This is a genomic window from Pseudoalteromonas sp. SR41-1, from assembly GCF_014164015.1.
GTDB classification, from domain to species: Bacteria; Pseudomonadota; Gammaproteobacteria; order Enterobacterales; family Alteromonadaceae; genus Pseudoalteromonas; species Pseudoalteromonas distincta.
Map to the genome: position 1 here is coordinate 153,171 of NZ_JACJEK010000003.1, position 21,745 is coordinate 174,915.

Annotated in this window: 19 protein-coding genes and 2 tRNA genes; 12 read left to right on the forward strand and 9 right to left on the reverse strand. The window is 38.6% G+C overall.

All coding sequences use genetic code 11. The features are described 5' to 3' along the window. The first annotated feature begins 32 nt into the window (after positions 1 to 32). Complete coding sequence (gene infA, locus H5118_RS03615; RefSeq protein ID WP_002962494.1) at positions 33 to 251, forward strand: translation initiation factor IF-1; 219 nt, start codon at positions 33 to 35, stop codon at positions 249 to 251. Positions 252 to 465: 214 nt separating this feature from the next. Here infA and clpA read toward each other — a convergent pair whose 3' ends face one another. Continuing rightward, positions 466 to 2,727: an ATP-dependent Clp protease ATP-binding subunit ClpA gene (gene clpA, locus H5118_RS03620; RefSeq protein ID WP_024595509.1), complete on the reverse strand. Its 2,262-nt coding sequence runs from the start codon at positions 2,725 to 2,727 to the stop codon at positions 466 to 468. Positions 2,728 to 2,820: 93 nt separating this feature from the next. Continuing rightward, entirely contained in the window at positions 2,821 to 3,129 is a 309-nt protein-coding gene (gene clpS / locus H5118_RS03625) for an ATP-dependent Clp protease adapter ClpS (protein ID WP_002962498.1), read from the reverse strand. A 208-nt stretch (positions 3,130 to 3,337) separates the two neighbouring features. On the opposite strand from clpS, the gene cspD reads away from it, so the two are divergent. After that, positions 3,338 to 3,556 (forward strand): cold shock domain-containing protein CspD, encoded by a 219-nt coding sequence (cspD, locus tag H5118_RS03630; protein WP_002962500.1) that lies wholly within the window; start codon positions 3,338 to 3,340, stop codon positions 3,554 to 3,556. Between the two features lie 511 nt (positions 3,557 to 4,067). Then, positions 4,068 to 6,290, forward strand: a complete 2,223-nt coding sequence (locus H5118_RS03635; RefSeq protein ID WP_182672153.1) for an NADP-dependent isocitrate dehydrogenase — start codon at positions 4,068 to 4,070, stop codon at positions 6,288 to 6,290. A 290-nt stretch (positions 6,291 to 6,580) separates the two neighbouring features. Here H5118_RS03635 and H5118_RS03640 read toward each other — a convergent pair whose 3' ends face one another. The 4 genes from H5118_RS03640 to H5118_RS03655 form a co-directional block, all read right to left on the reverse strand. Then, a complete protein-coding gene (locus H5118_RS03640; RefSeq protein ID WP_182747833.1) occupies positions 6,581 to 7,828 on the reverse strand; it encodes an amidohydrolase family protein in 1,248 nt (415 codons plus the stop codon). A 12-nt stretch (positions 7,829 to 7,840) separates the two neighbouring features. Next, positions 7,841 to 9,223 (reverse strand): amidohydrolase, encoded by a 1,383-nt coding sequence (locus H5118_RS03645; RefSeq protein WP_138489162.1) that lies wholly within the window; start codon positions 9,221 to 9,223, stop codon positions 7,841 to 7,843. Between the two features lie 100 nt (positions 9,224 to 9,323). Next, positions 9,324 to 10,109, reverse strand: coding sequence for a hypothetical protein (locus H5118_RS03650; RefSeq protein WP_002962505.1), 786 nt, complete (start codon positions 10,107 to 10,109; stop codon positions 9,324 to 9,326). Between the two features lie 226 nt (positions 10,110 to 10,335). Continuing rightward, on the reverse strand, positions 10,336 to 11,028 hold the full coding sequence (locus tag H5118_RS03655; protein ID WP_182747835.1) for a DUF445 domain-containing protein: 693 nt from the start codon (positions 11,026 to 11,028) through the stop codon (positions 10,336 to 10,338). 124 nt (positions 11,029 to 11,152) lie between these two features. Here H5118_RS03655 and H5118_RS03660 point away from each other — a divergent pair, with 124 nt between their 5' ends. Beyond that, positions 11,153 to 12,025: a fructosamine kinase family protein gene (locus tag H5118_RS03660; protein ID WP_182747837.1), complete on the forward strand. Its 873-nt coding sequence runs from the start codon at positions 11,153 to 11,155 to the stop codon at positions 12,023 to 12,025. A gap of 103 nt (positions 12,026 to 12,128) precedes the next feature. Beyond that, a complete protein-coding gene (locus tag H5118_RS03665; protein WP_002962509.1) occupies positions 12,129 to 12,332 on the forward strand; it encodes a CPXCG motif-containing cysteine-rich protein in 204 nt (67 codons plus the stop codon). Position 12,333: 1 nt separating this feature from the next. Here H5118_RS03665 and H5118_RS03670 read toward each other — a convergent pair whose 3' ends face one another. Further along, on the reverse strand, positions 12,334 to 12,960 hold the full coding sequence (locus H5118_RS03670) for a riboflavin synthase subunit alpha (RefSeq protein ID WP_182673399.1): 627 nt from the start codon (positions 12,958 to 12,960) through the stop codon (positions 12,334 to 12,336). 128 nt (positions 12,961 to 13,088) lie between these two features. Here H5118_RS03670 and H5118_RS03675 point away from each other — a divergent pair, with 128 nt between their 5' ends. From H5118_RS03675 to H5118_RS03690, 4 genes are all read left to right on the forward strand, one after another. Continuing rightward, complete coding sequence (locus H5118_RS03675; protein WP_182711673.1) at positions 13,089 to 14,459, forward strand: MATE family efflux transporter; 1,371 nt, start codon at positions 13,089 to 13,091, stop codon at positions 14,457 to 14,459. After that, the gene (locus H5118_RS03680; protein ID WP_182747839.1) at positions 14,422 to 15,486 is read left to right on the forward strand and encodes a DUF3080 family protein; all 1,065 of its coding nucleotides are present in this window, start codon (positions 14,422 to 14,424) and stop codon (positions 15,484 to 15,486) included. Before H5118_RS03675 ends, H5118_RS03680 begins: the two co-directional genes overlap by 38 nt. A 113-nt stretch (positions 15,487 to 15,599) precedes the next feature. Further along, positions 15,600 to 15,676 (forward strand) — tRNA-Val (locus tag H5118_RS03685). 120 nt (positions 15,677 to 15,796) lie between these two features. Then, positions 15,797 to 15,873: transfer RNA gene (locus H5118_RS03690), tRNA-Val, on the forward strand. A gap of 505 nt (positions 15,874 to 16,378) precedes the next feature. On the opposite strand, the gene H5118_RS03695 is transcribed toward H5118_RS03690, so the two are convergent. After that, entirely contained in the window at positions 16,379 to 16,882 is a 504-nt protein-coding gene (locus tag H5118_RS03695) for a MarR family winged helix-turn-helix transcriptional regulator (protein ID WP_220486909.1), read from the reverse strand. Between the two features lie 190 nt (positions 16,883 to 17,072). On the opposite strand from H5118_RS03695, the gene H5118_RS03700 reads away from it, so the two are divergent. The 3 genes from H5118_RS03700 to H5118_RS03710 all read left to right on the forward strand — a co-directional run bounded on the left by H5118_RS03700 (position 17,073) and on the right by H5118_RS03710 (position 20,708). Next, on the forward strand, positions 17,073 to 18,020 hold the full coding sequence (locus H5118_RS03700) for a PDR/VanB family oxidoreductase (RefSeq protein WP_182747840.1): 948 nt from the start codon (positions 17,073 to 17,075) through the stop codon (positions 18,018 to 18,020). A gap of 36 nt (positions 18,021 to 18,056) precedes the next feature. Then, complete coding sequence (locus H5118_RS03705) at positions 18,057 to 19,109, forward strand: aromatic ring-hydroxylating dioxygenase subunit alpha (protein WP_058429815.1); 1,053 nt, start codon at positions 18,057 to 18,059, stop codon at positions 19,107 to 19,109. 246 nt (positions 19,110 to 19,355) lie between these two features. Next, positions 19,356 to 20,708 carry an MFS transporter gene (locus tag H5118_RS03710; protein WP_404936168.1) on the forward strand — a complete coding sequence of 451 codons (1,353 nt, stop codon included), beginning with the start codon at positions 19,356 to 19,358 and terminating at the stop codon, positions 20,706 to 20,708. A gap of 69 nt (positions 20,709 to 20,777) precedes the next feature. Here the strand turns inward: H5118_RS03710 and H5118_RS03715 are convergent, their stop codons facing one another. Continuing rightward, positions 20,778 to 21,734 (reverse strand): PDR/VanB family oxidoreductase, encoded by a 957-nt coding sequence (locus H5118_RS03715; protein ID WP_182747842.1) that lies wholly within the window; start codon positions 21,732 to 21,734, stop codon positions 20,778 to 20,780. Between the last annotated feature and the right edge of the window lie 11 nt (positions 21,735 to 21,745).

Consider the following 21,745-nt stretch of genomic DNA (forward strand, 5'->3'; position numbering starts at 1 on the left):
CGTTTAACTATTAAAGAGGTGTTACGCTAAACATGGCGAAAGAAGACGTAATCGAAATGCAAGGGACAGTCCTTGATACTTTACCAAATACAATGTTCCGAGTTGAGCTAGAAAATGGTCACGTAGTTGTGGCTCACATTTCAGGCAAAATGCGCAAAAACTATATCCGTATTTTAACCGGCGATAAAGTAACGGTAGAAATGACTCCTTACGATTTATCAAAGGGTCGTATCGTATTCCGTGCTCGCTAAGTAAGTGCGTAAACGAGATTTAGTTTTTGGCTAGTGTTTTACTAGCTTTAAGCGTTTATTAAATGTAATTGATAGACATTGACTAGCAATTACATTTAATAAACAAAAAACCCAGTTTTTACTGGGTTTTTTGTTGCCTATAAAAATGGCAAAAAAATGGCCCGCTATTATTTAGCGGGCCATTTTTATTTAACTTAGTAGTGTAATTAACGTTTTACGCTGGCGTTAAATTGCTCTCGTAATCAAAGCGAATCTTCTTGTCTTTAACCGATACTTTAACTGTACCGCCATCAACAAGTTCACCAAACAGTATTTCATTAGCTAATTGCTTTTTAAGCTCTTCTTGAATAACACGTGCCATTGGTCGTGCACCCATAGCCTTGTCATAACCTTTATCTGCGAGCCATTCACGCGCTTTAGGCGTAAGCTCAAGATTAACCGATTTTTTATCAAGCTGAGCTTGCAGTTCCACAATAAATTTATCAACCACCAGTAAAATAACTTCACGTTCAAGGTGGTTAAACCAAATAATGTTATCTAAACGGTTTCTAAATTCTGGCGAGAAAACTTTATTAATTTCGCCCATTGCATCGTGCGTGTGATCTTGCTCTGTAAAACCAATCGACTTACGCGTAGTTTCTTGTACGCCCGCATTGGTAGTCATTACAACCACTACATTTCTAAAATCAGCTTTACGACCGTTATTATCGGTTAACGTACCGTGATCCATAACTTGTAGTAAAATATTGTAAATATCTGGATGCGCTTTTTCAATCTCATCTAAAAGTACAACCGCATGTGGGTTTTTAATAACCGCCTCGGTTAATAACCCGCCTTGCTCAAAACCAACATATCCTGGTGGAGCACCAATTAGTCGGCTGATTGCGTGGCGCTCTACATATTCAGACATATCAAAACGAATAAACTCAACACCCATACATTTAGCAAGTTGCTTAGTTACTTCTGTTTTACCAACACCTGTTGGGCCTGCAAACAAGAACGAACCCACTGGTTTTTCTTCGCTTGATAAACCCGAGCGAGATAAACGAATAGCCGATGTAAGTGCATCAATAGATTGATCTTGTCCAAACACCAGCATTTTAAGATTACGATCTAGATTTTTAAGCGTCTCTTTATCTGTTGAAGACACATTTTGTGGTGGAATACGTGCCATCTTCGATATTATTAACTCTATATCAGCCACACCAATGGTTTTTTTACGTTTAGAACTAGGTTGTAAACGTTGGTTAGCGCCCGCTTCATCAATTACATCAATTGCTTTATCTGGCAAGTGGCGCTCATTAATGTATTTAGCACTAAGTTCAGCAGCTGCTTTTAATGCTTTTTGAGTGTAGCGAATACCATGGTGCTCTTCGTAACGCTCTTTTAATCCATTTAAAATTTTAGTGGTATCAGCAACACTTGGTTCAAGTACATCAATTTTTTGAAAACGGCGTACTAATGCACGGTCTTTCTCAAAGATATTTTTATACTCATTGTAAGTGGTTGAACCCATACAACGTAACTTACCACTTGAAAGAAGTGGTTTAAGTAAGTTTGAAGCATCCATAACGCCACCAGACGCTGCGCCAGCACCTATTATGGTATGTATTTCATCGATAAATAAAATAGACCCAGGTTGTGCCTGAAGCTCTTTTAATAAGCTTTTAAAGCGCTTTTCAAAATCGCCACGGTATTTAGTACCTGCAAGCAATGCCCCCATATCTAGTGAGTACACAACTGCATCTGCAATTACTTCTGGTACTTGCTCGTTCACAATACGGTACGCTAAACCTTCAGCAATAGCTGTTTTACCAACGCCCGCTTCACCAACAAGTAATGGGTTATTCTTTTTACGACGACACAATACTTGTACCGTACGCTCTACTTCGCTGTCGCGCCCAATCAGGGGGTCAATATTACCTTCACGAGCCTGAGCGTTTAAGTTAGTTGTAAAGCTGTCTAGCTTACTTGCTTCTTCGTTTTGAACTTCTTGCACTTCTTCATGTATATCATCGCTGTCGTCGCCTAGTTCATCATCAGCTTTTGAAATGCCGTGCGAAATAAAGTTAACAATATCTAAGCGCGATACATCATGCTTTTTAAGTAAATAAACAGCTTGGCTCTCTTGCTCAGAAAAAATAGCAACCAGGACATTGACACCCGTCACTTCGTTTTTTCCTGACGATTGCACATGAAACACAGCACGTTGTAATACACGCTGAAAACCAAGCGTTGGCTGAGTTTCACGCTCTTCTTCTAAATCTGGGATGACAGGTGTTGTTTCGTCAATAAATTCTAATAATTCGGTTTTTAAGCCTGAAAGATTAACACCACACGCGTTTAAGGCTTCTCCTGCTGAAGGATTATCTAATAGCGCAAGTAAAAGGTGCTCTACGGTCATAAACTCATGACGGCGAGTGCGCGCTTCACGAAACGCGGCATTTAAAGTGAGTTCTAAGTCTTTGTTTAGCATTGGCAACCCCTTACTGAGATAATAATTTATACCACAACAATCGGATGTTTGATCACCCTAATTGGTATTTATACCAATTGTATTAAATTGGTATTATTCCTGCTCACAACTACAAAGCAGTGGATGCTCGTTATCCCGTGAGTAACGGTTAACTTGTTCAACTTTGGTGTGAGCAACATCGGCGCTGTAAACACCGCAAATACCCTTACCTTTTTCATGAACCTGAAGCATCACATCGGTTGCTCTATCGCTATCCATATTAAAAAACGTCGTTAAAACTTCAATTACGAAGTCCATCGGCGTGTAGTCGTCGTTATTTAAAACAACTTTATATTTTCGCGGCGGCTGTAGCTTTTGCTTTTCACTGTCGCGAACTGTGTCGATAACACCTGAATCTTTCATACCACTCATAATTAAATATAGTCTTGTCTTTGTAACTCAAGCAAACTTGAATAAAAAATAAATAAAATGTTAAAAAATAACTCAAAACACTTGACTGGTTGGCTAAATAAACTACAGTCAAACATAGATTGATTAAACCTTAGTCAGTCTAGCAAATTATACGGTTTAGAATAACTAAATTAGTCAACTTATTGAAGGATGTAGAAGTATGGCTTGTGGTAAAGTTAAATGGTTCAACAACGCCAAAGGTTTTGGTTTCATCGTAGAAGACGGCTGCGAGAATGATATCTTCGCTCATTACTCAACAATTGTAATGGACGGCTATAAAACGCTTAAAGCTGGTCAAGATGTAACATTCGAATTAGAACAAGGGCCTAAAGGCCTACACGCTAAAAATATTGCCCCAGATGGTGACATTATTGAGTGACGATTGTTTTGTTCGACTAAAGCGAGCGACCTTTTAAGATCCTCGCTTAATTCCTTAAGCATACTAACTTATCTCTTCTTCCCTTATTTATTGCCTCTTTTCATTCAAATTCAACCCTTTTCCTTGAATTTATTTTATATACCCCAATGTTCTAAGAGTTGATTGTTTAACTGCTTATTGGGCATGCTCAAACTCTAGCCCTTTTTATTTAAGCTTGTTACACTCTTGGTGCTAAAAATTGCGCATAACACCTTATCGCCTCTTTTATATGTACTAGGCTAAAGGCTGATTTATTTTTGTTAATTTTTTAGCTATAAATACGATTCCAGTTCGTCAGGTGTGACTATTCTGCTTTTATAAAAGAGCAACGCTGAGTACCAACACCTAACAAACTATTCATTACGAGCGTACGTGTTCATTAACTTGTTTAATAATATGTACTCACTCATAAGTAATGATTTTCTTTGCATTGTTGAATAAGACCTTATCGGTCGACTATCTAGGAATGATGATGACATCAAAAATTATCTATACAAAAACGGACGAAGCTCCGGCACTAGCAACTTATTCGTTGCTACCGATCATCCAAGCATATACAAATGCGGCCGGTGTTGAAGTTGAAACTCGCGACATTTCATTAGCAGGTCGTGTAATTGCTAGCTTCCCTGATTATTTAACAGAAGAACAACGCATTGGTGATGCACTTGCTGAACTTGGCGAGCTTGCTAAAACACCAGAAGCAAACATCATCAAATTACCAAACATCAGTGCATCTGTACCACAGCTTCGCGCTGTAATTAAAGAGCTTCAAGCAAAAGGTTACGCTCTTCCAGAATACCCTGTTGAACCTAAAAATGATGAAGAAAAAGCAATTCAAGCGGCTTACGACAAAATTAAAGGCAGTGCAGTAAACCCTGTACTACGTGAAGGTAACTCAGATCGTCGCGCGCCAGGCTCTGTAAAAGAATATGCACGTAACAACCCACATTCAATGGGTGCGTGGAGCAAAGATTCTCAGTCTTACGTTGCAAGTATGAGCGAAGGCGATTTCTTCGGTTCAGAAAAATCAGTAACTGTTGATACAGCCACTGATGTGCGTATTGAACATGTTGCAACTAACGGTGACGTTACTGTTCTTAAACAAAGCACACCTCTTTTAGCTGGCGAAGTTATTGATGCATCAAGCATTAGCGCTTCTAAGCTTCAAGCTTTCTTAGCTGCAGAAATTGACGCTGCTAAAGAAAAAGGTGTTTTGTTCTCGCTTCACATGAAAGCGACAATGATGAAAGTATCTGATCCAATCATCTTCGGTCACGCTGTTAAAGTATTCTACAAAGATGTATTTGCTAAACACGGTGAGCTTTTTGAAGAGCTAGGTGTTGATGTAAATAATGGTTTAGGCGACGTATATTCTAAAATTCAAACATTAGACGATGCTAAGCGCGAAGAAATTGAAGCAGATATTCAAGCTGTTTACGCTAACCGCCCTGCTATTGCTATGGTTGATTCTGACCGTGGTATTACAAACTTACACGTACCAAGTGACGTGATCATCGATGCATCTATGCCTGCAGCAATCCGTTCAAGCGGTCAAATGTGGAATAACGATGGAAAATTACAAGACACTAGCTTTGTAATTCCTGATCGTTGTTACTCAAGTGTTTACCAAGCAACTATCGATTTTTGTAAAGAAAATGGCGCGTTTGATCCAACAACAATGGGTAGCGTTCCAAACGTTGGCCTTATGGCTCAAAAAGCTGAAGAATACGGTTCACACGACAAAACATTTGAAGCAAAAGCGGACGGTTCTATCCGTGTTGTTGATGCAAACGGTAATACATTACTTGAGCACAGTGTTGAGCAAGGCGATATCTGGCGTATGTGTCAGGTTAAAGACGCACCAATTCAAGATTGGGTTAAGCTTGCAGTAAATCGTGCACGCGCAACAGGCGTTCCAGCTATTTTCTGGTTAGACGAAAACCGTGCACATGATGCGCAGCTAATCAAAAAAGTAAATAAATACCTACCTGATCACGATACAGCTGGTCTAGATATTCAAATTTTAGCACCGCTTGAAGCAACATTGTTCTCACTAGCGCGTATTAAAGAAGGTAAAGACACGATTTCTGTAACAGGTAACGTTTTACGTGATTACCTTACAGATTTATTCCCAATTTTAGAGTTGGGTACGAGTGCTAAAATGCTTTCAATTGTTCCACTTATGAACGGTGGTGGATTATTTGAAACTGGCGCGGGTGGTTCTGCACCTAAGCATGTTCAACAATTCGAAAAAGAAAACCACTTACGTTGGGATTCTTTAGGTGAATTTTTAGCACTTGCTGCATCACTTGAGCATTTAAGCGTAACTGCTGGTAACAACAAGGCACAAGTACTTGCTGATACCCTAGATAAAGCAACAGGTACGTTCCTTGCTGAAAACAAATCGCCGTCACGTAAAGTGAAAGAAATTGATAACCGTGGTTCTCATTTCTTCCTATCTTTATTCTGGGCACAAGAACTTGCTAAGCAAAATGATGACAGTGAACTTAAAGCACAGTTTACTCAAATCGCTAGCGACCTTGAGTCTAATAAAGAGCAAATCGTAAGTGAGCTTAACGATGCGCAAGGCCCTGCAGTTGATTTAGGCGGTTACTTCCAGCCTAACGATGATGCAGCCTTTAAAGCGATGCGTCCAAGCACTACATTTAACGATATTCTTGCTAAATTAGTATAAATATCGGTTTAAATTTAAAAGCCGCTTACTTGCAAAAGTAAGCGGCTTTTTTATGTCTAAACTTTACAAAAAAAGCCGCTATTTATAAAATAGCGGCCTTTGAATAATTAAATTTATTTATTTAATTAATTAATTATTTAGTATCATACCAATTCGCTTAATTAAGTGATCAACTTTGAGGCAAGAAAATCTTGTCGATAACAAGGCAAAAATTTCGTTATTTAGTTGCTCTATATCAGAAATTTTTAACGCAGTTACCGTCAGATTTAATCCCTCAAATTGATTAAGTATTATTGCGGGTTGGTATAAGCACGTGGCATTTTTGAATCTGTCGTATAGCGGTCACGCAGTTTATCTTGACGAGATTGTGTAGATACCTCAACGCCATTAATAAACATTTTTCTCACATGGCTGCTTAACTCAAACGGGTCATTACTCCATATTACTACATCAGCAGCTTTGCCAACTTCAAGGCTACCTGCATTAATGCCAAATACATCAGCAACGTTTGATGTAAGCGCTTTTAACGCACCTTCTTGGCTCATACCGTACGACACAGCATTACCAGCATCAAAACGCAGCTGATAAATATTGTGACTTGCATCGCCACCTACCGTTAATAATACTTTAACGCCTGCTTTTTCAAGCACACTAGCATTATCTAAACTCGCATGAAGCGAATCAAAGCTTCCTGGTAAGCTATCCATTGCACTAATAATCACTGGAATATTTGCTTTAGCAACGCGCTCTTTTACTACAACAGCATCTTGCGCACCGTTAAGTACTAGGTTAATACCAAATTGCTCTTTTACTTTAATTAGCTCAATAATATCCGCCGCACGCGAAACGCCAACCACTAATGGCATTTCACCACTGAGTACTTTAGTCATTACTTTATCTTCAGTACTTGGCTTGTCGTCATCTTTTTTCGCTTTTTTACCAGCTTTATTTTTGTGCGCATCAAGCTTATTAATAAGTGTTTGCAAAGTAAAAGCACGTGAGCCTTTACTACGCTCACCTAAGTAAACAATTAAAGCCGCTTGTTTTTGCATGTCACTGTCAAAACTACCACTTAAATCAACAACACTCGCAAGGCCTGAAAAAATGCTATCGCCGCCATGAGGAGTAATTACATCGCGTGTTACGCCGCCTTTACGAGCGTAAGGAATTAAGCTTGAATGTGCGTTGTAAGCAAGGCTTACATCAAAATCAATACCGGCTTTTTCCTCACCTGCATCGCGAGAGCCTGCAACTGCACTTACTTCAACTAAACCAAGTTGATTAATACTTGCTATAAAGCCAGGAGTTACAATTTGCCCTTTTGCATCAATAATTTGATCTACTTTAATTTCAGTTGGGTTAATCGCTGTGATTTTACCATCTGTCATTACTATGCTTGCCGCTTCTAATACACCTTGATCAGAAGACGTATGCAATGTTGCATTAATAATTGCTAGTGATTGTGCGCTTACAGCACCAGATGCTAATAATCCTGCAGCAACCAGAGAAAGCGAAAACGAACGTGATAAATTTTTCATTCTGGGTGCTCCTTATTGTTGACCTAACATAAAATCACTTGTTGCTTGGTACGCGCTGTCGTTTCTATCGTAAACTTTTGCACCATCAACAAACACTTGTTCAGCTTTAGCATAGACACTAAATGGGCTTTGATTCCAAATAACAACATCGCCCTGCTTACCGGCTTCTAGTGAACCTGTTTTGTCATCAATTCCTAACGATTTAGCAGCGTTAGACGTGATCCATTTAATAGCGTGTTGCTCAGAAATATCAAAACCATTTTCGTTAGCTCGGTACATCACCTTGCCCGCTTCTTGGTTTAAACGCTGAATAGTAGTATCTGAATCTGAGTGAACAACTGCACACGAGTTTTTAACCGCATCAACAATAGCCACATTTTCTTGAACCATGTCGTAGGCTTCCATTTTAAAGCCCCACCAGTCTGGCCAAAGTGCAGCACACGAACCATTTTGCGCAAGTAAGTCAGCAATTTTATATGCTTCTACACCGTGGTGAAAAGTACCCGCGTGGTAACCAAATTCTTTTGACAGGTCAATCATCATTGCCATTTCTTCAGCTTTATAACAATGATTATGAATACGTACTTCTCCTTCAAGCACACCGCGTAGCGTATCGTGTTTAATATCACGTACTGGTGCTTCTGGATTTAAACCTGCGGCGTAATCGGCATCGTATTTATCCCATGCACGTTTGTACTCAGCAGCTTCAGCCCAGGCCATACGGTAACCAGCCATATTACCCATACGGGTTGAAGGCAATACACCTTGACGACCATAAACACGTTTAGGGTTTTCACCACACGCCATTTTTAAACCATACGGCGCCTCTGGAAATTTCATCCCTTGCATAGTGTGCGCTGGTACGTTTTTAAGCGTAACGCCGCGTCCACCAAATAAGTTAGCTGAGCCTGGTAAAATTTGTAGAGAAGTAATGCCGCCTTCGCGTGCACGATTAAAGCCTGGATCTTGTGGCCAAACAGAATGCTCGACCCACACTTCTGCAGTGTTAGGGCTGGTCATTTCGTTACCATCTTGATGCGACTCGACCGACGGACTTGGGTATGCGCCTAAATGTGAATGTACGTCAATAATACCCGGTGTTACCCATTTTCCTTGTGCATCAATTGTAATATCAGCAGTGGCTGTTAAGTCTTTACCGACTTGTTGTACTTTACCATCAACAAGTAATACATCAGCCTCATCTAAACGCTCACCAGTACCTGTCAGTACTGTTGCATTTGTAATAAGAGTGCTTGATGTAGAAAGTGGCTGATAAGTACTTGGGTAAGGATTTTTGTTAATTGTTATTTTATCGTCTTGTGGGCCGTTTTCTTGGCAGCCTACAAGTGCAGCAGCTAAGCCAACCGCTAATAAAGAAGGTGCAAATTTTTGCATGTTGTTTGGATCTCCTGTTTTTTTGCTACTTTAGCGAAACCTAAAGGATAAAGCCAAAAAAACAGGTGAAAACGCAGTTAATTAAGATGAATTTCTGTAATTATTTCTTTATATAATTGTTATATAGCTTTTCAAGCGCACCTTCGGTGGTAAGCGAGGGATCTTTACTAATAAAGTGCTTAACCGTACGCGTTACAAAATCAGAGTTTTGCTTATGTAGCTTAGAAAAATCTTTAATAAGTGTATTACCATCTTTAGCCGCCGTTACTTTGTCATGACGATGACGATACTGGCTCAATGCTTTATTAAAATCGCCTTGATAGTCTTCAACCAAAATTTTATAAAAGTCGCTTTTTTGAACATTTAAATCGTTAATGCAGTAATTTAGCGCCTCTTTAAAGTCGGTAAATATCATGCCTTCTACATCAAACTCTTTTGTTTTTTCGCGCACTGCTACTTTGGCATCTTCTGTGGCATAGCTAAAACCCGTAAAGGCTAAACGCTCAGCGGCTTCTTTTCCTAACTTCATACCCGCTTGAATACTATGGGCAAACTCGTCGCTCATGTCGCCAAGTTCGCTTTCTTCCCACATGTTATAAACGCGCAGTGGTTTAGCATATTTATTTGAGAGCTTTTTTTTAAGCTTGGTAAAGCGCTCATCAATCGTCATCAGTCTTTCGTTATGTAAAAGTGCGTGGCACTCATAACACGCAGGGATAGAGATAAAGTCAGCCTCTTCACCTAAATCAACGATACTTTGTAGCATATGCAGTGGCGGACAATGATCGCGCTCTGTCGCTTCACAGCCACAATAAAAACACTGATTAAAATGCTGCTGATCGCACGCGTATGCTTGCTGATAATAACTGGCTAACGTTTTGCTCACCGTTGCTCCTTGAAAAAACACGACTAAATTATGGGGGCGATAATAACAGCCTGAAAAAATAAGTTATACCAATTGCATTAAATTAGTGCTCTATTATTTTGCTAAGAAAATAGTGCAATAACAGGCACAAATAACAACGTGTAGTTATTCTATACAAATAATTTTTAACGCAGTAAGTACACTATTTAATGCAATAGAATGATTATGTTTTTATTAGTCGCTAGATTTAAATAACGGCCGCTATTAAACCAAATAAACCACCAAACACACCGCCCCATACTACAAGCCAGCCTAGGTGCTCGCGGATCATGGTCTGAATAATCTCTTTAACCATTTTAGGAGTAAGCTCATCTAAGCGCTCATCAACTAGTTTAAGCACCGTTTTATGTAGGCTTTCTGCGCTATTACCTTGTGAAAGTGTTTGGCTTACTAATGCTTTAAAGTCGTCAGTTTGAGAAATCTCACTAAGCGACAATTGCATTTTTTCAATAAACTTTTCACGCATCGGCTCTATTGCCGCTGTACCGCCAAACATTCCTAGCATACTACCAAACTGAGACTGCTCTATTACCTCTAACAAATTGTCGAATGCAGGGTTTAAATCAACATTGCTAATTATTGGCTCAAAGTCGATATTGGGCTGCGCTTTATTGAGTAAATTATTAATTTTTTGCTCTGAAAAAAACTCCGTTAATATCAGGTCTCGTATAGCGACTTTAAAGCTTTCAAACTTAAGCGCTATAACACCAGAACCATATAAAAACGGGACTTTTTCGAATAACATATGAATAGCTAATAAATTAGTTACCGCGCCAGAAAGTGCAAATAAACCAACAGACAACACAATTGCTTGGTTAAACATAAAACCTACAACAACACATAAACCCGCTAGCAAATTGGTTATTAAACTTTTGTTCATTTTAACTCCACTACAGTAAGTGTAATTTTATTCAATATAGCCGTTAATTTTACAACGTTTAGATTGTTAAATTAATACCTTTTTGCCATAGTTTAAGTATCTGTTTAAAAGGCGAGCAATTGTTATGTGGAAAACAGTAAATGAGCACATCAGCCGAGCCATTAATTTTGACTTTAAGCACACCTACAAACGCCAATTACAAAGTACAAACACCGACAAACTATTTCATATTACCAATGGTACGCATAACTACTTCGTTAAAATAGCACTAAAAAGCGAGCTCGAGCGTTTAGAAAGTGAATTTATTGGCTTAAAGCTTTTGGCGCAAAATAGTAATTTTAAAGTACCTGAATGTATTACAACTGGTGCAAATATAGAGTTTTCATTTATTGTTTTACAGTGGCTTGTTTTAGACAAACAACCCCACGACACGTGGACTAATATGGGACGCAACCTCGCTAAAATGCATCAAAAACATGACCAAGCTATGTTTGGTTTTGATGTAGACAATTACCTAGCCACAACCATACAGCCAAACCGCTGGCACAAAAAGTGGGATGTATTTTACGCCGAAGAACGTATAGGGTGGCAGTTACAACTACTCGCTGAAAAAGGCATTAACTTTATTGAGCCCGAACGCTTAATTAATACCGTAAAAGAGCAACTACATAGCCATCAGGTACAACCTTCATTACTGCATGGCGATTTTTGGCGTGGCAATATGGGATTTTTAAAAGCAGAACCAACAATATTTAACCCGGCTTGTTATTATGGTGATCGGGAAGTGGATATTGCAATGAGCGAACTATTTGCCCCACTACCTAAAGACTTTTATAGCGCCTATAACGCGCACTACCCGCTTTCTCAAAATTACGAAAAGCGTAAGTTAATATACCAGCTATACCCCATTTTAAATCATGCCAACATCTTTGCCGGTCACTATCTTACTGAAGCTAAACAACATATAGAAAAGCTGGTATTTGAAGGTATAAAATAAATGTCATAAGCTGCATTTGAGCACTATATTTAATGAGTAAGTAGACGTTCATCTGTAAGCGATTAAGTTGAACCCAACTTAATTATTTATAACTGGAGTGATTATGAAAGATTTTTTATCACAACGAATAACGTGCCCACACTGCGGACACCACATACATCTAGACTTAGACGCAAGCAGCGGCGATCAAGACTATATAGAAGATTGCACTGCCTGCTGTAACCCAATTCATTTAAATATGCATATAGACCATGCTAATAATAAATTGGAGCTACACGTAGACAGTGACGACGAACAAATATTTTAACTTAAGCCTGATGGCGTAAGTAGTTCTCTACCGTATTTACAATAGTGTAAGTTTGCTGATCAACTTCAATATTAAACTTGTCACCCACTTGCGCTGCACCAATGTTTGTAATGGCGAGCGTTTCCGGAATTAGGTGTATCCAAAAACCTTGTTCATCAACTTCGCCTACGGTTAAGCTTGCGCCATTTATAGCAACAAAGCCTTTATATAACACATACTTTTTCCACTCTTTTGGCAAGCTTAATTGTATTTTACAGTTATTCTCAAGTTTCACTATTTGAGAGATTTGTGACGTACAATGAATATGCCCAGACACTATATGCCCACCTAGCTCAGTACCAAACGTAACAGAGCGTTCGTAATTTACTAAACTACCTAGCTCAAGCAAGCCTAAATTAGTTAACTTTAGAGTTTCGTCAATCACATCAAAATGCACTTGCGCCACCACATCATGATTACTTAGCTCAACTTGCACAACCGTTAAACAACAGCCATTAATAGCAATACTTGCGCCTAAATCTAAATGCTTAACGTACTCATCGCTCACCGATACAACTAAGCGTAACACACCATCAGCTTGAGTTTTAGAGACCACTGTTGCTTGTGTTTGCACTATTCCTGTAAACATAAAATCACTTAAAATTATTACAAAGTGCTAGTTTAACGTATCAACTCATAAAATCATTCACTACTGTGATTTTTATTTGAAACGCAATAGATTACAATTGCCGCCTGTTTTATTTAATAGCTTTTTTTATGACCTTTTGCAATTGGGAAGCCAAGCGTTTACTTTCCCTAGCCTTACCCGTTTTTTTAGCACAAGTTACACTTATTTTAATGTCGGTAGTCGACACAATTATGGCCGGCCAAGTTAGCCCTACTGACTTAGCTGCACTTTCTATTGCAACAGGAATATGGAACCCATTATTACTTGCTCTGCAAGGTATTTTATTAGCGCTTACTGGTATTATTGCGCAGTTTTCGGGCAGCGATGACCGCAAAGGCATTAGCCACTATTTTCAACAAGCGCTTTATTTAACCGCTATTTTAAGCTTTACAGGTTTTGGTATTGCCCATTTAGCAGATGCCATTATTTTAAAGCTCGATACAACGCCTGCTATTGCAAACCTTGCCATTGACTACATCCATTTTGTGAAATGGGGTGTGTTCGGATTTTTAATTTTTACAGTATACAGAAACGTTACCGAGGGCATGGGGATGACCAAACCCGCCTTTTATATAAGCCTATTAGGTTTAGCCGTTAATATTCCAGTAAATTATATTTTCATAAATGGCTTATTTGGTTTTCCTGCTTATGGCGGCGCAGGCTGTGGCATTGCCACAGCAATTGTTTTAACTGTTATGGCAATAGCACAAGTCACTTACTGCCAAATGAGTAAAAAGGTAGATGCTAGAGGCCTGCTTTCATCATTCGAAAAACCTAATTTCACTACCATTGGTATTATTACTAAGCTAGGTATACCAATTTCACTTGCCACCTTTTTTGAAGTCACTTTATTTGCGTGTATACCGCTATTTATTGCGCATTTAGGAGCAGTGGCTGTATCGGGGCACCAAATAGCAGCGAGTGTAACTACATTGCTGTTTATGATGCCACTGAGCCTCTCTATCGCTATAAGTATTCGTATAGGTAATCTATATGGTCAAAATAATTTACAGCAGTTAAAAGTTGCCGTATCGACTAGTTATATATTAGCTATTGTAATTGCACTATTTTTGGCACTTATGACTTTTACAGGTCGTGATTTAATTAGCCAACTTTATACCGACAGTCCCGCAGTAATGGCTCTGGCTTCATCAATTATGATACTAGCGTGTGTCTACCAGTTACCCGATGCATTACAGGTTGCTGCAAATGGCATGCTTCGTGGGTTAAAATACACCACGCCTATATCGTATATTACGTTTATATCGTATTGGTTAATCGGCTTTTGTTTAGGTTACGTATTGGCAAGAACAGACATAATTGTGCCAGCTATGGGGCCGCATGGCTTTTGGGTTGGAATAATAGTAGGCCTTAGTGTCGCTGCTATTTTATTAATGCTAACAGTAAGAAAGCGTCTAAAATATGAATTTGTTAACAGTGATTCACTCAATCAAAACTAATAAACTCAGCCTTAAATCATTACCAGCTGCTTTGCTGGTAATGTGTTTTTTAATGCTTACAGGCTGCAACAAACCACAAAGTACTGTAAACGCTACTTATATTGAACGCTTAAGTAGCACAGTTAATGCAAGCCCAACACAGCCTAAGCCGCTCAAGCAACTCCCTTTACTGCAGCCTCCCCCAATAGCACAAAGTGACTTAACACTGAGTATTGTTGAGCTTGCAGGCATTAGCCAATGCAAGCTTAACGTGCTTATAAGTGAGCACAATAACCAATTAGGAAAAACAGCCAGCGCTGCTGGGCAATTAAAATATCAAATAAACTTTATTAAAAGCGCGCAGGTTTGCTTAAATACGCTTGATAAAAATAGCCCTAGTTACACAAAAATACTCGCAGCCAAAAACTATAAAGAAACACACCTAATGTACTTTTTTAATACCATGTTATTTAAAGAACCTGAGTTAAATCGTACCTGGCAACTCACCTCAAACGAGCTCACTACTGAACCCGCTGGTTTTCGCGATACCGTATTTGCGCTAAAGCAACTTGTACTCATTAAACAGCAAATTAAGGCTAAAGAATTTAGTGAAATTAATAGCGACTCTATTTTTAGTGCACTCGAGCAGCTTAATAAATTTCAATTTAACCAAGCACTCATTCAATCAGTCCGCATGCAGGTCGTGTTAAATAACAACGCTACACAGTTTGTACAAACACTAAACTTTAATACGCTGTGCCCAGAGGATAAAAATAATAAAAACGCAAAAATCATAAGCAACGTATTTCAAAAGTTTTACCTAAAAGAAATTCAGCCCTATCAAGCGCAATTAACTGGTTATCTAGAGGTACTACAACCGCTTTATAACGAGCTTTGGTTTAACGAAAGTATCTCAAGCCCTCAAATTAATAACTTAGTAAAAACGGGCTCGACAAGTAACTTACTGAACTTACTTAAAAGCTCAGCTAAAAAACATGTAGTTTGGTGGCAAGGTTTTTATAAAACGTGTGAAATAAGCCCAATATGAATAAAAAAACGGCAAATAAACTCAAAAACAACAAACTTGCTTGATTCACCAACCGCCACGCTATATATTAGCCGCCGTTGTTAAGCAATTAACACTTACTTAAATAAAGTAATACGACTGTAGCTCAGTTGGTTAGAGCACTACCTTGACATGGTAGGGGTCGGTGGTTCGAATCCACTCAGTCGTACCAACGTTTAAAAAAGTATAATTGAAGGAAAAAGCACTACCTACTCTTGATCACCCGGTCCAAAGGTCAGTAGTTCTAATCCACTCAGTCGTACCAACATTTAAGTAAAACCTCAAAAATTGTACGACTGTAGCTCAGTTGGTTAGAGCACTACCTTGACATGGTAGGGGTCGGTGGTTCGAATCCACTCAGTCGTACCAACATTTAAGTAAAATAAATAAATAAAAGTACATCTGAAGGAAAAAGCACTACCTACTCTTGATCACCCGGTCCAAGGGTCAGTAACTCGAATCCATTCAGTCGTACCAACATTAATAAACGTATAATTGAAGGAAAGAGCACTACCTAATCTTGACCACCGGTCCAAGGGGCAGTAACTCGAATCCACTCAGTCGTACCAATTAAACTATACATTTTAAACGGTTAAAAACCTAAATAATCTATCTATATAATTTTTACGCTGAATTTAAATTCTAAGTTTTTATTATTTTGTATTCAAAATTTAGAACTAACTAGAGCCAAATCCAAAAAACCGTCCTAAATATTATGCTTTTCATCGAGTTGTTCCTAAAACAATATCTGAACGCCTAAAGCTATTTTCAGTTAAAATAGACCACTTCTTAGCAAGTGTATAACTTTACAGTAGTTTAGATTGAGCAACAAAAAATTTAAACAATTACCTTTCAACAGTTTGAGGAAGAATCCCTATGTGGTATTACTTACCTTAAACTCATTTACTTGCTTAATGTTTTTATTTAGTTTTAACAATACCTCAATAAGTGTATCAAGCTCTTTTTGTGAAACCCCTTGTAATAACAATCTTTCTCGCTCTAAAGCTACATAGAGAATTTTATCATGTAACTTTTCACCTTTTTCCGTCAGCTTTGCTAATGATGAACGACCATCTTTAGCATTTTTTATAAAGCTAATATGGCCTAACGTTTGTAATTGTTTTAAAGCTCGACTCACAGCGGCTTTATCTAAACCAATGACCTGACAGATGCGATTTGCAGAAATATTTGATTCCACCTTGAGCATTGCTAATACACGCCACTCAATAACGCCTACATTAAAGTTTTTTCGATAGCATACAGATGCACCACTTGAGAGTTTATTAGAAAGAAAATTTACAAGCGCAGGTATATATCGTTCAAGATCTAGCTGCTTAGCACTAGGTTCTTTGGGTTTAGAAGGCATTGGTTTTTCCAATTTTTAGGTATAAATAAATTTTACTAGGTAAATCTTGAGATTAAAACTATTTATGATCATTGCTTATTACGAGCAAAGAGTTTTACATTCATAACGTTAACACTAAGTTAATCTCTACACCCAAATTATAGTTGACACCTCAACTATAATTCAACATTATAAACATAAAGTAACAAACATTAGGAACTTTATGTTTTCAGTAAACGTACGCAGTAAAAAGGTTGAAACACCTAATATTGTCAGTTTTGAGCTAATACCTATAAATGGGCAAGCTTTACCTAAATTTGATGCGGGTAGCCACATTGATGTGGTGCTTAATGATAAAATAACTCGTCAGTACTCACTTATCAGCCATCCTCAATCCGATGAGTTTTATAAAATAGCTGTATTAAAAGATGCCAATTCACGAGGAGGCTCAATTGCACTTCACTCTGATGTGCAAGTCGGTGATACATTATCAATTTCTGATCCTCGCAACCTCTTTGCACTCAATTCAACTCATAATAAAGCACTATTATTCGCAGGCGGTATAGGCATTACTCCGATAATCTCAATGGCAAGAGAGCTTGATATTAACGGCGTTGATTTTGAGCTTCATTATCATGCTAAATCCCCCGTAGAGGCTGCTTTTTATCAAGAATTGCTAGAGTGTTCATTTTCTGAAAAGGTATTTTTTCACTTTTCAACCCAGCCAAAAAAAGATGCCAAAGAACTTATTGGTGAATTTAAAAAGAATACGCATTTATACACTTGTGGCCCAGCAGCTTATATGGAATATATTTTTGACAGTGCAAAATCAAATAACTGGAAAGACGAGTACTTACACAAAGAAAATTTTAAAGCTGAACCTAAAGCAGAAGGTACTGAAGATATTCCGTTTAAGCTCATTTTGAGCCGTTCAGGCTTAGAAATTGATGTTTCTGCAGAGCAAACCGCATTAGAAGCAATGGAAGATGCGGGTATTGAGTTAGACGTATCATGCGAAATGGGAATTTGCGGGACATGCGTTACCTCTGTGACATGCGGTATACCCGACCACAGAGATGAATTCTTTACTGCTGATGAAAAGGCAAAAAACGATAGGTTCACACCCTGTTGTTCAAGAGCGTTAAGCGACTCTCTAACGCTAGATTTATAGAGAAAATTTTAACACTAGACTTTACACGAGACACTTATGACCACACATACACAAACTAATTCGGACACTAAAACCCCCTTTCCTCTTAACATGTGGTACTTAGCAGCACTAAGCAAAGAGTTAACCGACAAGCCACTAGCTCGCACTTTATTAAACACCCCTATAGTTTTATTTAGAGATGCACAAGGCCATGCTAGCGCACTTGAAGATCGTTGTTGCCATCGCCAACTACCTTTATCGATGGGAACACTTGAAAAAGAAGGATTAAGATGCGGTTATCATGGTCTATTATTTAATGGCCAAGGCCAATGTCTTGAAGTACCAGGGCAAAAAAAAGTTCCAAGAAAAGCAAAAGTAACGCCTTTTACACTTAAAGAGCAAGATGATTTAATTTGGATTTGGTTTGGTTCAGAGCAAGGCTCAACCCCTGATCAAGACCCACCTCGCTACCTTTATCATTCTGACGAAAAATATGTTTACGATGGTGATGTATATCACTACCAAGCACCATTTCAACTCATACATGACAATTTACTTGATCTTAGCCACTTAGGTTACGTACACCTTAAAACGATTGGTGGTGACGCTAAAACGCATATGCATGCACAAATGGATGTAGAAGCTATAGGTGATAAAGTGACCGTAAAACGTTACATGCCAAATTCAACCCCGCCACCAACATATACAGCTGCTTATCCATTTAAAGATAAAATAGATCGCTGGCAAGAAATTGAATTCTATCCATCACATTTAAGGATATGGACTGGCGGTATTGACGCAAACAGTGAATCGGTAACTAACCCTAACCGTGGCGGCTTTCATATGCGTGGCTTACATTGCATAACTCCAGAGACAGAAGAAACATGTCATTATTTTTGGACTATATCAACAAACCCAACAACTGATATTGAAAACGTAAAACAAAAAGTAGTAGAACAAACTCGTTACACGTTCAATGAAGACAAAGTGGTTATTGAAGCGCAACACAAATCAATGAAGCACTTTAAAGGGCAACCTATGATTGATATCCATGTTGATACCGGTGCAAATCACGCTAGGCGAATAATTAAGCGCTTATGTGAAGCTTAAAGGCTTGTTTTAATTATATTAACTCAAACTGAGGTATTACTTTTTCAATGGCCTACAAAGTAATACCTCATCATATTGGACCAAAAATACGCTAATTAAAAATTACGTAGATACTTAGTAGACAAGCTTGCTACCTCTGTTGCTATTAGCAATAATAAACGCATTAAAAAACCCATGTTCTCAAACACCACCTTTTATTATTTTTATAGTCTATGCGTTTAAGGATCATATTTGTTTAAACTCCCTATTACTAACATCGCGCTTATAATTGTATGCAGCGGATCTATTATCGGACCTCTCGGCATGGCCGGCGTCAACATAGCTATTCCAAATCTTGCCGAGGATTTACAAGCAAGCGCTAAAATGATTGGTTGGATGCCGACCCTTTACTTACTTAGTAGCGTGATATTTATGCTGCCTTGCGGGAAAATAGCCGATAACTATGGTCGAAAACGAGTATATGCATTTGGTTTAGGCCTAAATGCACTAGCATCACTGATGTGTGCTATTGCGTCATCAATTGAATGGGTACTTTTTTGGCGTTTTGTACAAGGCGCTGCAGGTGCCATGATTTTTGGTATTGGTGTTGCAATTATTACTTCTATTACGCCAAATAATAAAAGAGGCATGGCACTGGGCACCTCTGCAGCGTGTGTGTATATAGGCTTAAGTGCAGCCCCTGCAATAGGCGGTTGGCTCACCGAAATATGGGGATGGCGGGCTGTATTTTACTCTCAAATTCCGCTTGTCCTTCTGCTACTACTTGCTATTAAACTTTTTTTACATGGTGAGTGGAAAAACGATAAAAAATCCTCGTTTGACTGGTGGGGTACTGCGCTTTTCTCACTCTTTGCAATATGTTTAGTATTAGGACTCAGTGATTTACCCACTATGACTGGATGGGGTTTAACATTACTTTCGGTAATAAGCTTAGGATTATTTATTATTCACCAAAGTAAAAGCAGGCGACCACTAATCAGAGTACAAATGTTCTTAGAAAGCAGAGTATTTAGCTTATCGCTGTCTACATCGTTTTTAATGTACGCCAGTAATTTTTCATTGGCTTTTTTGTTAAGCTTATATCTGCAGTATATTAAAGGGTTAAGTCCTTCTCATGCTGGCCAAATCGTGTTACTGCAAGCGGTTTCTATGGCCATTATGGCACCATTGTCCGGTAAACTTTCAGATAAATTACAGCCACGCATAATAGCTACATTTGGCTGTATAATTGTTATGGTCAGCTTTTTTTTACTATCACTGTTATCTATGGACTCAAGTATCACATACATTAGTGGCTCACTGTTATTGTTAGGTATTGGCTTTGGCTTATTCTCAACGCCTAACAATAATGCAATTATGGGTGCTGTAGATAAGAATGAGTTAGGCGTAGCCTCTTCTTCCATGAATTTATCACGAACAATTGGTAATTTATTTGGAATGAGCTTGGTAAATTTAATTGTGCATTATTACTTAGGGGACAGCACGTTTTCAGCGCAACATAGTCATGCTTTAATGAGTACAATTTCACTCGCGTTTAACGTGTCTTTAGGCTTTGTAATTCTAGCAAGCTGTATCTCGGCATTTCGTGGGAAAGCCTAAATTATGCGTTGCTGATACGGGTTACACGTATAAAAGTAATTATAAATCGTTTTATACGTGTAAGTGTATTTATAAATCGAGTGTTATGGACCCTGTTTTTGCTCTTGAACAACACGGCATAATCAACTTGCCTTGTGCTTTTTCTTTGTCTGTTAAAAAAACATCGCGATGTTCCGGATTGCCTTCCACTACACCAGTTTGGCAAGTGCCACAAACTCCTGATTCACACGCAACTGGTATAAATATCCCATTAACCTCTAGCACTTGAGAGATAGACTGCCCTTCGCCTACAGTAAACTGTTTACCTGAGCTAGCAATTTTTACAGTGAATGACGTGTCTTCTAAAACATTTTCAGCAACCACTGGTGCGGCGAAGTACTCTCGATGTAATCTCTCCTCAGACCAACCTAGCAAACGAGCTTGAGTTAATACATATGTTATAAACTCAGCAGGCCCACATATATACAAGTCAGTACCACGAATATGCTCACCTAGCACCTGTTCTACATCCATACGACCCGATTGCAATTCTTGTCTAAAGTGAAACACTATTTTATCGCTAAACGGCCCTAATTTTAATGCTTCAACAAATGCTGCAGTTTCAGAAGATTTAGCGCAATAGTGAAATGCGAAAGGTGTCCCCAAACTATGTAATGTTTGAGCCATCGTTATTAATGGCGTAACCCCTATTCCACCCGCAATCAGTAATGTATTTTTCTTTGGCTTCAGCAATGAGAAGTGATTTTTAGGTTCACTTACTTCGACTCTATCGCCTATTTTTAGGTTATGCACCTCCGCTGAGCCACCACGAGATTGAGGATCTTTTAATACTGCAATTTCGTAGTAACGAGGGTCGCACTGTAACCGACATAGAGAATATTGACGAAGCAAACCATTTGGTAGCTTTATATCAATATGTGCACCTGCCTCAAATGGTGGCAAATTCACATTGTCAGCGCGTCCAAGTACGAGCCTCACAACCGCCTTTGCCTCAATGACCACATTTTTAACAATAACTGAAATCATCTTAATTCCCT